This is a genomic window from Haemophilus haemolyticus, assembly GCF_003490935.1.
Lineage (GTDB): Bacteria > Pseudomonadota > Gammaproteobacteria > Enterobacterales > Pasteurellaceae > Haemophilus > Haemophilus haemolyticus_M.
This window is the reverse complement of the sequence record NZ_QQGD01000001.1, coordinates 284,844-298,432: the sequence shown is the minus strand read 5'-3', so window position 1 is coordinate 298,432 and position 13,589 is coordinate 284,844. Positions and strand designations below refer to the sequence as shown.

Annotated in this window: 12 protein-coding genes and 4 tRNA genes; 9 read left to right on the top strand and 7 right to left on the bottom strand. The window is 39.0% G+C overall.

Annotation, left to right across the window (positions count from 1 at the left end):
* The first annotated feature begins 71 nt into the window (after positions 1 to 71).
* The 4 genes from DV417_RS01605 to DV417_RS01590 are packed head-to-tail and all read left to right on the top strand — an operon-like array spanning position 72 to position 3,699.
* Entirely contained in the window at positions 72 to 1,199 is a 1,128-nt protein-coding gene (locus DV417_RS01605) for an acyl-CoA dehydrogenase family protein (protein ID WP_118878196.1), read from the top strand.
* Positions 1,200 to 1,212: 13 nt separating this feature from the next.
* Positions 1,213 to 2,019: a phosphate/phosphite/phosphonate ABC transporter substrate-binding protein gene (locus DV417_RS01600; protein ID WP_118878193.1), complete on the top strand. Its 807-nt coding sequence runs from the start codon at positions 1,213 to 1,215 to the stop codon at positions 2,017 to 2,019.
* 53 nt (positions 2,020 to 2,072) lie between these two features.
* Entirely contained in the window at positions 2,073 to 3,242 is a 1,170-nt protein-coding gene (locus DV417_RS01595; protein ID WP_118878190.1) for a cobalamin-independent methionine synthase II family protein, read from the top strand.
* The gene (locus DV417_RS01590) at positions 3,235 to 3,699 is read left to right on the top strand and encodes a peroxiredoxin (protein ID WP_118878188.1); all 465 of its coding nucleotides are present in this window, start codon (positions 3,235 to 3,237) and stop codon (positions 3,697 to 3,699) included. The genes DV417_RS01595 and DV417_RS01590 overlap by 8 nt, the downstream gene beginning before the upstream one ends.
* A 100-nt stretch (positions 3,700 to 3,799) precedes the next feature.
* Here the strand turns inward: DV417_RS01590 and trxA are convergent, their stop codons facing one another.
* The 3 genes from trxA to DV417_RS01575 form a co-directional block, all read right to left on the bottom strand.
* Complete coding sequence (gene trxA, locus DV417_RS01585; protein ID WP_118878186.1) at positions 3,800 to 4,123, bottom strand: thioredoxin; 324 nt, start codon at positions 4,121 to 4,123, stop codon at positions 3,800 to 3,802.
* Positions 4,124 to 4,242: 119 nt separating this feature from the next.
* A complete protein-coding gene (locus tag DV417_RS01580; protein WP_118878184.1) occupies positions 4,243 to 5,238 on the bottom strand; it encodes a 2-hydroxyacid dehydrogenase in 996 nt (331 codons plus the stop codon).
* Between the two features lie 12 nt (positions 5,239 to 5,250).
* Entirely contained in the window at positions 5,251 to 6,360 is a 1,110-nt protein-coding gene (locus tag DV417_RS01575) for a methionine biosynthesis PLP-dependent protein (protein WP_192878522.1), read from the bottom strand.
* 246 nt (positions 6,361 to 6,606) lie between these two features.
* Here DV417_RS01575 and DV417_RS01570 point away from each other — a divergent pair.
* From DV417_RS01570 to DV417_RS01555, 4 genes are all read left to right on the top strand, one after another.
* Positions 6,607 to 6,682: transfer RNA gene (locus tag DV417_RS01570), tRNA-Gly, on the top strand.
* A 6-nt stretch (positions 6,683 to 6,688) separates the two neighbouring features.
* Positions 6,689 to 6,762, top strand: a tRNA-Cys gene (locus tag DV417_RS01565).
* A gap of 27 nt (positions 6,763 to 6,789) precedes the next feature.
* Positions 6,790 to 6,876, top strand: a tRNA-Leu gene (locus DV417_RS01560).
* Between the two features lie 50 nt (positions 6,877 to 6,926).
* Positions 6,927 to 7,002: transfer RNA gene (locus DV417_RS01555), tRNA-Lys, on the top strand.
* 119 nt (positions 7,003 to 7,121) lie between these two features.
* Here DV417_RS01555 and DV417_RS01550 read toward each other — a convergent pair.
* Positions 7,122 to 7,652, bottom strand: a complete 531-nt coding sequence (locus DV417_RS01550; protein ID WP_118878182.1) for an inorganic diphosphatase — start codon at positions 7,650 to 7,652, stop codon at positions 7,122 to 7,124.
* Positions 7,653 to 7,885: 233 nt separating this feature from the next.
* Between DV417_RS01550 and DV417_RS01545 the strand changes: the two genes are divergently transcribed.
* Positions 7,886 to 9,202 carry an NCS2 family permease gene (locus DV417_RS01545; protein WP_118878180.1) on the top strand — a complete coding sequence of 439 codons (1,317 nt, stop codon included), beginning with the start codon at positions 7,886 to 7,888 and terminating at the stop codon, positions 9,200 to 9,202.
* Between the two features lie 88 nt (positions 9,203 to 9,290).
* Here the strand turns inward: DV417_RS01545 and fbpC are convergent, their stop codons facing one another.
* From fbpC to DV417_RS01530, 3 genes are all read right to left on the bottom strand, one after another.
* A complete protein-coding gene (gene fbpC / locus DV417_RS01540; protein WP_118878177.1) occupies positions 9,291 to 10,340 on the bottom strand; it encodes a ferric ABC transporter ATP-binding protein in 1,050 nt (349 codons plus the stop codon).
* A 24-nt stretch (positions 10,341 to 10,364) separates the two neighbouring features.
* On the bottom strand, positions 10,365 to 12,422 hold the full coding sequence (locus tag DV417_RS01535) for an ABC transporter permease (RefSeq protein ID WP_192878521.1): 2,058 nt from the start codon (positions 12,420 to 12,422) through the stop codon (positions 10,365 to 10,367).
* 63 nt (positions 12,423 to 12,485) lie between these two features.
* Positions 12,486 to 13,520: an ABC transporter substrate-binding protein gene (locus DV417_RS01530; RefSeq protein WP_005627956.1), complete on the bottom strand. Its 1,035-nt coding sequence runs from the start codon at positions 13,518 to 13,520 to the stop codon at positions 12,486 to 12,488.
* Positions 13,521 to 13,589: the final 69 nt, after the last annotated feature.

Sequence of the window (13,589 nt, the reverse complement as noted above, 5' to 3'; positions counted from 1 at the left end):
GAAAAAAGAAACTGAGCATAATAATATCCGCCTCGTAGAAAGTTTTTCTCAACACACAATAAGGATATATTATGTCGCAAATCTATACTCAGGTGAGAAAGTTAGCGGAACAGTTTATTGAGCCTTACGCCGACGAACTCGATCAAAAAAAAGAATTTCCTGTTCAGGCATTTAAGGAATTAGGTAAAGCCGGTTGGTTTTCACTTTTAATTCCAAAAGAATACGGCGGAATGGGATTAACCCTAAAAGAACACGCTGAAGTCTGTATGGCATTAGCTGAAAGTTCAGCCTCTGCTGGTCTCTGTTACATGATGAGTAACGTTGCAGTGAATTGTTTAAATCTATTCGGCAGCGCTCAACTCAAACAAAAAATCTTTTCTGACATTGTTCAAAATCAAACCTTTGCCGCACTCGCCTATAGTGAATTAGGCACTGGAACTCACTTCTATATTACCGATGCAACCGCACAATTTAATGCTGAACATGTAGTATTCAATGGCTTAAAATCCATGGTGACATCGGGCAATTATGCCTCTTATTATTTAGCACTTTTGCCTTCCGAAAATGGTGAAACTATTGATAACTGGGTGCTTCCACTTGGCACTCAAGGCTTAACTTTTGAAGCCGATAGCTGGAATGGATTAGGTATGCGTAGCAATGTCTCTTGCTTTATGCGCATGACCGATATGCCATTGGATCGTAGCTGGCGTATTGGTGAAGTTGGCGCAGGCGCAGAACAAGTATTTGGTGGCATTGCACCAGCCTTTATTTGCGGTTTGGCAGCTGTCTATAGTGGCGTCTGTAAAGCCGTGCTTACTGAAGCAATTAAACATTCAACACACCGTAAATACACATCGGGCACTGCATTAGCTGAAATCGAAACCGTGCAAATTCACTTAGCTAAAATCTATGCAAACACAAACGCTGCTGTATGTGCTACGCAAGATGCGGCTCGAGCAGCCACAGAAGGGGATACTGATGCCTTGGCTAAATTATTAGCTGCTCGTATTATCGCGAGCGAAAATGCGATTACTCTTGCACAAATTGGTATGCGTATTGGCGGTGGCAAAGCTTATAACAAAATGGGACCAATGGAACGCTATTTACGCGATGCATTAGCAAGCCAAGTGATGGCGCCAAGTGTCGATGTGCTAAATATTTGGTTAGGTAAAGCCATTACAGGTCAACAAATTCCATAAAGTGCGGTGAAAAATGAGTGAGAAATTAAAAATTGGGGCGGTAATCTACGCCCCACAAGTGACAGTGATTTGGGGCATTATTGCAGACTTTTTCGAAAAAGAAGGCTTCTCTATTGAACCCGTGTATTTCAAAGATTACAAAGGACAAGTTGATGCGTTACTCAATAATGAAATTGATGTAGCGTGGAACTCTCCCCTAGCTTGGTTAGATGGTTACTTACGTAGTGGCGGTAAAACCTTAAATGGTGCCATGCGTGATACCGACCAAGATCGTCAAAGCTATTTAGTTGTTAATGATCCAAACATCCAATCGATTGAAGATTTAAAAAATAAAACTATTGCTTTTGGTGCGATAGATTCTCCACAAGCGCGGTTAATTCCAATCGAGTTTTTACATCAACATGGCTTGGAATTTGGTCAAGATTATGTAGAAAAACGCTTTGATGTGGGTGTTGGTTTGCACGGCGATCATGTAGGCGGTGAATTAGATGCAGCCAATGCATTAAAAGATCGCCAAGTCGTGGCAACATGGATGTTAGATTTCAACTTTGAACGTTGGACAAAAGATGGCACACTCGATCCAGCAACAGTTCGAGTACTTGCAAAAACACCATCATTTGACCATTGTATTTTCAGTGGGCGCGTGGAATTAGATGAAACCAAATTCAATGCATTCACCGAAACCTTGTTCAAAATGGATTACAACAATCCAGAACATAAAGAAATGATGGATTTGGAAGGATTAAAACGTTGGGTTGCGGGTAGAACAGAAGGTTTTGCTCAATTACAAGCTGCCAATGAATATTTAAAATTCTTTTAAGATTGATATGTCATGATGGGCGTGTAATAAACGCCCATCATTGTGGATTTTCTATGGAACTTTTCACAACCTCCCTTTTAGGCTCAATGCCTCGTAGCCAAGCACTTTTGATGGCGCGTAAAAAGCACGCACTCGGCAAAATAACCACAGCAGAGCTTGTGCAAATCGTTGTTCAAGAAACGAAACAAATTGTCGAACTTCAACAACGAACTGGCATTGATATCATCACTAGCGGTGAATTACTTCGCGACAATTACCTTTCTTTTATTGCACAAAAAATTCAAGGCGCGACCTTAATGAGCATGAGTGAAATGCTCGATCACATTAAAGAAAAGCAAATTTTTGAGTCAATGCTAGAAACCTTGGATGTTCCCGCACTTTCCATAAAGAATGCTATTTGCGTGGGAAAAATCAGCTACAAACAATCTTTAGTCGCAGATGAAATGTTGCTATTGAAAAATCTAACTAAGCAGCTAATTAAAGCAACCTTGCCAGGGCCTTACTTAATGGCTCGCTCCATGTGGCTTTCGCCTGTGTCAGGGCAACATTATTCATCAAAAGAAGAAATGGCAAAAGATGTTGTTGCTATCTTAAAGCAAGAAATTGATCATTTGTGTGAGCTAGGCGTAAGCGTAGTTCAATTTGATGAGCCTGTTTTGACTGAAGTTATTTTTAGCCATCATCAAACACGTTCATTTATGTGTGCAGCATTAAGCGAAAAACAAGATTTTGCAGCAGAACTACAGTTTGCAAAAAGTTTAATTACTCAAATCTTTGAGTATTCAAGAAATAAAAATATCAAAACCGCACTACATGTATGCCGAGGCAACTGGAGCAAAGATGAAAGCGTATTACTGCGCGGGCCTTATACATCATTAGTGGATTTATTTGAATCGGCATTACCTGATATTTTAATGCTCGAATTTTCTACGCCAAGAGCGGGAGAATTAAGTTCGTTATTAGAAAGTGAAATCTTAAGACAAAAATGCATTTTAGGCTTAGGGGTCATCAATCCTCGTTCTGATGAAGTGGAAAGCGTAGATCAGATTGTTCAACGAGCGGAAAAAGCCTTAAATTACCTTCCACCAGAGCAAATTTGGCTAAATCCAGATTGTGGATTTGCCACTTTTTCTAACCGCCCTTTAAATGGTTTTGACATTATTGAAGCCAAACTTAAGGTATTAAATGAGGCAAAATCAATATTGAGGGAACGTTATGTATAACGTACCTGAAAGTGAATGTTTTACAGCGAAATATCGAGCCGTATTACGCGGAGAAGAAATTAAATTATTCACCCCGAATGACAGTATCTCGCTCTATTCACAAGTCAATTTTGATAACCAATCGTTACAAAAAAGTGCGGTAGATTATTTTGCTGTTTCTATTTTAGGTGGCATTTTGAGCAGTGTAAAAGCCCATTTTGCTCAACAACGAGCCGATATTGTAGAAATGGAAGGAAAAATTTGGCTCAACCTCGCCAATCCTTTAACCTTACTGGGTGTTCGCGGCTATAGTGAGCAGCCTGTCATTAATGACGGAAAAATTAAAATTTTTATTTCATCAGATTTAACCGATGATATCTTCACACAACTCACACAAAACGCATTACGCTGTTGTTTTGTTTACAACACGATAATCAAAGCCTTTCCTTTAAATATAGAATTTGAGCAAGTGCTTTGATTCTCATCAAGTCGTTCATCTAAATTTCAGACAAAAAAATTGCCCCATTAAGGGGCAATCTTATCAATACTCTAAAGTTACTTATAACTTTAAGCAACTATTAAATATGTTGGTTAATGAAGTTAGCCAATTGAGTTTTTGGTAATGCGCCAACTTGAGTTGCAACAACTTGACCATTTTTAATCAATAATAATGTTGGGATACTACGAATACCAAATTGTGCTGGCGTTGCTTGGTTGTCATCCACATTCATTTTCACGATTTTAACTTTACCCGCAAATTCAGGCGCAAGTTCATCTAACACTGGCGCAATCATTTTGCAAGGACCACACCATGGTGCCCAAAAGTCTAATAAAACGGGGATATCTGAATTAACTACAACACTTTCAAAATCTGCGTCATTAATGTGTAATACTTCGCTCATTTTGTTTTCCTTATTTTGTGAATGGAATCCCTATATAAGGGCTTTTTTTAAACTTACAAGTGGGGTGCAGAATAACACCGTTTTAAAAAATGTAAACTAATCGTTTTAATTGCCAAAAGCTAAGACGGCAAAATAATATTTTCACACACTTTACCAGACTTCAATTTATAAACGTTTGATAAAGTCACATCCGCAATATTGGTTAGTGCCTCTTCGGTTAAAAATGCTTGATGGCCTGTCAGCAATACATTATGGCAAGAAGATAAACGACGGAAAATATCATCTTGAATCACTTCGTTAGACTTATCTTCAAAGAACAAATCTCGCTCATTCTCATACACATCCATACCTAACGCACCGATTTTACGCTGTTTTAACGCATCAATTGCGGCTTGAGTATCAATCAAAGAACCGCGGCTCGTATTAACGATCATCACGCCATCTTTCATTTTGGCAAAAGCCTCGCGATTTAATAAATGATAATTTTCTGGCGTTGCTGGGCAATGGAGCGTAATCACATGAGATTTAGCATAAAGCTCATCTAATTCAACATATTGTCCACCCAGTTCTTCCACCACTGGATTTTTAAAAGGATCGTACGCCAAGATATTCATGCCAAAACCTTTCAAAATTCGCATCACCGCAATCCCAATTTTACCCGTTCCGATTACGCCGACCGTGCGTCCGTGCATATTGAAACCAATTAATCCCTCAAGAGAGAAATTCGCTTCTCGGGTACGCTGATAAGCACGATGAATTCGACGGTTCAGTGTCATCATCAAACCAATGGTATGTTCCGCTACCGCTTCAGGCGAATAAGCTGGAACGCGTATAACTTGAATGCCCAATTCTTGAGCGGCTTTTAAATCAACATTATTGAAACCGGCACAGCGCAAAGCCACGATTTTCACACCAAGTGCGGCTAATTTTTCTAATACTTTTCGGCTACCATTATCATTCACGAAAATGCATACTACTTCGCAATGTTCTGCCAAACGCGCGGTGCTCTCGTTCAACATAAAATCAAAAAATTCTAAATCGAAATTATATTTCGCGTTAATGAGCTCAATATATTTTCGGTCATAGCTTTTAGTGCTATAGATTGCAATTTTCATGGTTTGCTCCAATTATTTTAAGTTTGCAAAAGCCTGTAATAAGTCCGCTTTAATATCTTCTACATTTTCAATACCGACTGAAAAACGCAACAAGGTATTAGTAATCCCACGAGCTACACGCTCGGATTCTGGAATATCCATATGAGTTTGAGTAGCAGGATAAGTAATAAAACTTTCTGTGCCGCCTAAACTTTCTGCAAAAGTAATCAATTTGATGGATTTTAAGAATGTATTAACCCAAGCTTCATCTTGTAAACGGAAAGACAACATTCCACCTTTATTTGGATAAAGCACCGATTCCACTTGTGGTTGAGCTTTTAAAAATTCCGCAATAGCTTGTGCATTTTCTTGATGGCGTTTCATGCGTAAAGAAAGGGTCTTCATACCGCGAATAGTCAGCCAAGAATCAAAAGGTGAAAGTACTGCACCCGCACCATTTTGAATATAAGCAATGCGATCACAAAGTTCTTGCCCTTTTGCAACAATCAACCCGACAAGTGCATCATTATGACCAGCAATATATTTGGTCCCGCTGTGAATCACCACATCAGCGCCTAAATCTAATGGGCGAGAAAGCACAGGCGTTAAAAACGTATTATCCACGATCAACATCAAATTATGTTTTTTCGCAAGTTTTGCAATTTCAACCACATCACATTCTTCCATTAAAGGATTCGATGGGGTTTCAATAAAAATCGCTTTCGTATTTGGATTAATTGCCGCCTCAATTTCAGAAGCAGATGCTGTATTAACATAAACAGGTTTTACACTATTGTTATTTTTATAAGAAAAATCTAATAATCGATAAGTACCACCATACACATCGCTAGAAACAATCCATTCATCTGGGGCAGTGAAAAGCGTCATCAAAACTTGAATTGCAGCCATACCAGAAGAAAACGCAAAGCCACGATCTCCATTCTCTAATTTAGCTATCGTTTCTTCTAATACTGTACGAGTTGGGTTTTTGGTACGTGTGTAATCAAATCCCGTGCTTTCACCGATACCATAATGACCATAAGCCGTAGATAGAAAAATTGGTGTAGAAACCGCACCCGTACGCTCATCGCTGCGATTGCCTGCTTGAGCTAATAAAGTATCGATAGCATATTGTTGTGTCATAACATCCTCTAAAAATAATGAAAAAATTAATCGCACTTTACGTGCTAAAAAACGTTTAGCATTTTGGCACAAAGGAAAAAGTGATAAAAGTAGAAATTAGAAAATTACATAAAATTCCATTTTTCCATCATTTTCTGTGATTTATTTGAACAAAATGAACTTTTTTTAAACGGTTAGATAATTTTTTTAAATCTGTAATTGACAGTTATCTGAATTTCCGTAAAATGCGCACCACTAACAGCGAATGCGGGAATAGCTCAGTTGGTAGAGCACGACCTTGCCAAGGTCGGGGTCGCGAGTTCGAGCCTCGTTTCCCGCTCCAATTCGTGGCGTGTTAGCAAAGCGGTTATGCACTGGATTGCAAATCCATGTAGCTCGGTTCGACTCCGGGACACGCCTCCATAATGCGCAAATGTTAGTTGTCTATATGCCCGAGTGGTGGAATCGGTAGACACAAGGGATTTAAAATCCCTCGCCTTTCGAGGCGTGCCAGTTCAAGTCTGGCTTCGGGCACCATTTAAACACCAATCCAAAGATTTTAAAATTTACTTTAAAATCATCTAATTGGGTCGTTAGCTCAGTCGGTAGAGCAGCGGACTTTTAATCCGTTGGTCGAAGGTTCGAATCCTTCACGACCCACCACTTAAAAATAAAGCAAGCACCGAAAGGTGTTTTTTTATTATCTAAATTCCTGAAATTTACTATAAAAAAATCCCCGACTCAAAGAATCAGGGACTTTTACAACCAAATCTATTTGTTAATTAACGCTCATTCCAACGTTTAATAGACTCACGAATCACTTCTTTCGCTTCTTCTACATCGCCCCAATGAGTTACTTTCGTTGAGCCTGGTTTCTTAAGCGCTTTATAGTTATTGAAATGGAACTCAATTTGTTTAATTAAGTTTGCCGGTAAATCTACTAATGAATTGTACGCATTGCCTGTATCACGATCATCTGCTGGAACACAAACGATTTTGTCATCCACTTCACCATCATCAACAAATTTCATGACACCAATTACTTTAGCTTCAAGGAATACACCTGTTGCTAATGGTTGGCGAGTGATTAATAACACATCTAACTCATCGCCATCTTCATCTAAAGTTTGTGGAATGAAGCCATAGTTAGTTGGTTTTGCAAAAATTGCTGGCTCAACGCGATCTAACTGGAATGCCGCAACTTTACGGTTCCATTCGATTTTATGGCAGCTACCTTCTGGAATTTCATTTACTACATTGATAATGCCAGCATCTACATCGCCTGGCGTTAAAATTTGATTAAAATCAGCCATTTTGTTTCCTTCATTTTATCAAGTTAAAAAACGCGACAAGTATAGCAGTTTTTCTGCTGACTCACAGTCTCATTTGTAGAGAAAATAAGCAAATAAATTATTTCATAACTATTCATAATTTTGACCGCACTTTATCCTAAACAAAACTCACGCAAACGTTTACTTATCATTTTTATGATGTAAAATAGCGCACCTTATTCACTTCAATTTTTCACTCAACTTTAAGGAACACTATGCCAACTTTAGAAAAAACATTTGAGCTCAAGCAACGTGGTTCAACTGTTCGTCAAGAAATTATCGCGGGTCTAACCACGTTCTTAGCAATGGTTTATTCTGTAATCGTGGTACCCAATATGCTAGGTGCTGCAGGTTTTCCCGCTGAATCTGTCTTTATTGCCACCTGTTTAGTTGCAGGATTAGGCTCTATCTTAATCGGCTTATGGGCTAATGCACCAATGGCAATTGGTTGTGCAATTTCTCTCACTGCTTTCACGGCATTTAGCTTAGTAATTGGTCAAAAGGTTGCCATTCCTGTTGCTCTAGGCGCAGTATTCTTAATGGGGGTTGTGTTTACCTTAATTTCTGCCACAGGTATCCGTGCATGGATCTTGCGTAATTTACCATCCAGTATCGCTCACGGAGCAGGCATTGGTATCGGACTCTTTTTACTTTTAATTGCGGCAAATGGCGTTGGTTTAGTCGTCAGCAACCAATCTGGCTTACCAGTAAAATTAGGCGATTTCACCTCATTCCCTGTAATGATGTCCTTAATTAGTTTAGCGCTCATTATCGGCCTTGAAAAAATGAAAATTAAAGGCGGCATTTTATGGGTAATCATTGCTATTACTATCGTAGGTTTAATTTTTGATCCAAATGTAAAATTTGGCGGAGAGATTTTCAAAATGCCAACCTTTGGTGAAAATTCTCTTTTCTTACAATTAGACTTTATGGGCGCACTACAACCCGCAATCTTGCCTGTCGTATTTGCTTTAGTGATGACCGCCGTATTTGATGCAACGGGCACTATTCGCGCAGTTGCAGGTCAAGCCGACTTGCTTGATAAGGATGGTCAAATTATCAATGGCGGTAAAGCTTTAACTTCAGACTCAATCAGTAGCTTATTCTCAGGCCTATTCGGTACAGCACCAGCTGCTGTTTATATTGAGTCAGCAGCAGGAACAGCAGCAGGCGGTAAAACAGGTATTACTGCTATCGTTGTTGGGGTGTTATTCCTATTAATGCTTTTCTTCCAACCATTAGCTTTCTTAGTTCCTGGATACGCAACTGCCCCAGCATTAATGTATGTTGGTTTATTAATGTTAAGCAATGTAAGCAAATTAGATTTCGATGATTTCGTTGGCGCGATGAGTGGATTAGTCTGCGCAGTATTTATCGTACTTACCGCTAACATCGTAACAGGCATTATGTTAGGTTTTGCGGCATTAGTGATTGGAAGGATCGTGAGTGGCGATATTAAACGCTTAAATGTAGGTACTGTGATTATTGCAATCGTACTCGTTGCATTCTATGCAGGCGGTTGGGCGATTTAACAACAGAAATAAGAAAGGGGAAAATCCTTCCCCTTAATTGTAATCACAAAAGCGCGGTGAAATTTCACCGCACTTTTTTATACTTGGATTACTCTTTCTTCAATAAGAAAATACCGTGATCAGATAAATTGACATAGGCTTGTTTTAAATCGGCATTAAAATCTTCTGGCTTACAATTCACCAATAAATCTTTTCCTGCCCAATTTACGACCACTTCCCAATGGTTGCCCATATAGACCGCACTTTTAATCTCACAACGTTGAGCATCGCTGCCCTCTGCAGCAAGATAAATTGCTTCTGGGCGAATACCTACTAAACATTCACCATCGGGTAAATTAAACTGTGAAGCATTTTTTAAAGGCACATGATAACCATTAATATCCACCATACCATTTTCTAATTTTCCATCGAAAATACTGGATTCGCCCATAAAGTTTGCTAAGAACAAGGAGTTGGGTCGGAGATAAAGCTCTTTCGCTGACGCTTTTTGCATAATTTTACCTTTATGCATAACAATAACTTCATCAGATACAGCGAAAGCCTCTGTTTGGTCGTGTGTCACATAAAGCGAGGTAATGCCTAAACGTTGTTGCAATTCACGGATTTTTTCACGCATTGAACGACGTAAGTTTGCATCCAAATTACTTAATGGTTCATCAAACAATAGGACTTTTGGTTTCAATACCAAAGCACGAGCCAATGCAACACGTTGTTGTTGACCGCCAGAAATTTGATCCACGAAACGGTCTTCAAACCCAGCTAAATCCACCAACTCTAAAGCCTCTTTTACACGTTGAGCACGCTCTTCTTTGCCAACGCCCTGCATTTTTAAGCCGTAGCCCACGTTATCACCAATGCTCATATGCGGAAAGAGCGCATAAGATTGGAAAACGATACAAATATCTCGATTTTGAATAGAGGATTTTGTTACATCTTCTCCATCAATAAATATTTGACCTGATGTTGGATTTTCTAACCCCGCAACCAAACGCAATACGGTAGTTTTGCCACAACCTGACGGCCCTAACAATGTCACCATCGTGCCACGCTTGATCGTTAAATCTAAATTATCAATGACGACGGCTTTACCAAATGCTTTGGTGATATTTTTTAATACTAAGAAATCATTATTACTCATAATATTTACCTACAACTTAACGAGTTAATTCATTTTTTTCGCTTTAGAACGAGAGATACGTGTATCACCTACAATCCAGTCGAAGAATAAAATAATTGCCATCATGACAACAATTAAGATTGAGCCGTACGCAATAGCAACACCGTATTCACCATCTTCAACGCGATTTAGGATATAAGCTGTTGCAACCCGAGTATCTGCTGTCACTAAGAATATAATTGCACTTACTGTCGTCATTGCACGAACGAAACTGGTAACAAGCGCTGAAAGCAATGCTGGTTTTAGTAATGGCAAGACGATATACCATAAGGTTTTCCACGAACTCCCTTTTAAAGAAAGCGATGCTTCATCAAGAGATTTATCAAGCTGACCTAACCCAGCTATCGCTGCTCGCATACCGATTGGTAAGTCACGCATAACCATTGAAATAATCACGATAATGCCAGTACCCGTAATATAAAGCGGTGCATTGTTGAAGGCTAAAATGTAAGACACCCCCGCCACTGTACCCGGCACGGCAAAACAAAGCATGGTTAAGAACTCAAGGGATTTTTTACCTTGGAAATCTTTACGCACCACAATGTACGCAATCAATAATCCAAAGAATGCGGTTAATGGTGCGGCAATACCTGCATAGATTAAGGTATTGATTAGTGACGGCCACGCGCCATCGCTCAATCCTTGCCCGAATAACATGGCATAGTTTTTCAAGGTTAAAGTGTAATCTACGCCCCAGTTTACAGTGAAGCTTCCGTAGAAAATACTTCCGTAAAGCGCCATATTAAAGATCACCCAGAATCCAAGCATACCAATGATGGTATATTTCAAACCAGTTGGAAGATCTTGCACATCACCACGATAAGATTTACCTGAAACGGTGACATAAGAGCGGTTACCAATCCAAATGTATTGAATGATAAAAATCGCTAGAGAGAAAATTAATAATATTGAACCTAAGGTACTTGCTGATGCGTAATCTAATTGTGAACCCGCAATATAGAAATAGATCTGTGTTGCAATCACATCAAAGCTACCACCCAATACCAATGGATTACTAAAATCTGCAAGCGATTGGATAAATACAATTAAAAATGAGTTCGCCAATGCGGGGCGTAACAATGGGAAAATAATATTATAAAAAGTTTGATAGCGATTGGCTCGTAACGTATAAGAGGCTTCTTCAATTGAAGGATGAACTGATTTTAATGCGCCGTCTAAAATCATAAAAGAAATCGGAGCAAAAGCGAGAATTTGCGCAATCGCAATCCCATTAAAACCATAAAGCCAGTTATGATTGGAAAAACCAAAATATTCACTTAAAAATTCGGTTACATAACCAGAACGGCCAAGCATTAACGTTACCCCTAATCCCACAACAAATGGTGGCGTAACAATTGGCAAAATAGAGAAAATTTTTCCGATAAATGCCGTTCTACGAGCGATACGCGTGGTATAAAGCGCAAAGGCCAAACCAAACATAGTCGAAACGATGCCCACAAAGCCCGATAAGAAAAGCGAATTGGTAATTACGCGAACAATATAGCTCTGCGTTAAAATACGCATCACTTGTTGTGGAGAAAAGGTATCGCCGTCATAAAACATTGAAACGAAAATCGCCAATGTTGGATAAACGATAAAGAAGAAAATCAACAAAATAATGCAAAGTAAAGAAGTGATAATAAACTTATCCCCTTGCATTACTTTCAGTTTTGCCAATGAAAGTGTTGCTAATGCGGTATATCCCACAAGCAACACAATCACGGAATAGCCCATACTAATTTTGTACACCGTCGCACTGATAAACATAAACAGTACAGAAAGTGCGGTCAAAAATAGCTCTGTTTTTGCTTGGGTTTGCTGTGGCAATCTCAATAACGGCAAAGCACCATACACAATAACAGGCAGGAACCAAGCCCAAGTTAAATTGAAAGAAGCCCAGCCCATTGCCTCTAAATATTCATCTGAAGTACTTTCAAACAAACCGTAATCAAGTGCATTGGAAGGCAGAAGCACAAATGCCAATAAGGATAAAATAATCCAAAAATAAGCAGAATGCATTATGGAAAGTTTTTTTGCGTTCATACAACCTCGCATAAGGTAAAAAAACGAAGCGATATGCGACATATCACTTCGTTAATGACATCATTATTTGGCTAATTTTACTTCATCAACCCATTTTGTGATTAAGCGTTTACGTAAATCAGTCGCACCGTATTTATCAAAATCATAGTTAATTAAATTAATAGATTTAAAATCTAACGCATAAGGCGATTGTTGTGCGGTGGTGTTCGTTAAAATGGAATACGCCTCACCTTTTTGCCAAGTTAATTCTTGCGCCTCTTTGGATAATGCCCAATCAACAAAAAGTTTCGCATTATCTAAATTACGAGCACCTTTAATGACACTGACTCCGCCAATTTCATAACCAGTACCTTCACAAGGTACAACTAATTCTACTGGCGCGCCTTTCGCTTTTTCTAAAGAATATTCATGTAAGAAACCAATGCCAATTGCCGTTTCCCCACGCGCTGTATTGCGTGTTGCCGTATTACCAGATTTGGTATATTGCGATACGTTTTTATTCAACTCTTTTAAGAATTTAAACGCCTCGTCTTCTCCCCAAAGCTGCATATAAGTGGCTAGCTGAGTGTAACCCGTACCAGAACTTTGTGGATCCGCAGCTTGAATTTCATTTTTGTAAATTGGGTTAGCTAAATCCTTCCAGCATTTTGGAATAGGTAAATTCAATTTTTTCAAACGCTCTGGATTTACGCCAAAACCTAACACGCCTAAATAAATCGCCGAAGAATAATTCCCTTTCATTTTGGCTGGATCACGGAATTTTTCTACGATCTGAGGAAGATTGGATGATTTATAAGGTTCCAACAAGCCCATTTCTCCTGCTTGAGAATGAGGATCCATCGTTCCACCATACCAAACATCGCCTTGTGGATTATCTTTTTCAGCATCAATTTTTGCTAAAATGGTTCCCGTGCCACCACGAATAAAACTTGTTTTAACATCAAATTTTTTCTCAAATGCCATCGCTTCTTGCTCACACATCGTATTTTGCGCGCTGCAATAAATGACTAAACGCCCTTTTGCAAAAGATGGATTACTTAACACTAATCCACTTAGCATCACACCAGACAGGGTTACTGCGATTTTTGATAGTTTCATCTGACTTATAACTCCCTTATGAATGAAGGTTTTGCAATCTCTTAGAGGGAAAACGAAATCACATTAAAA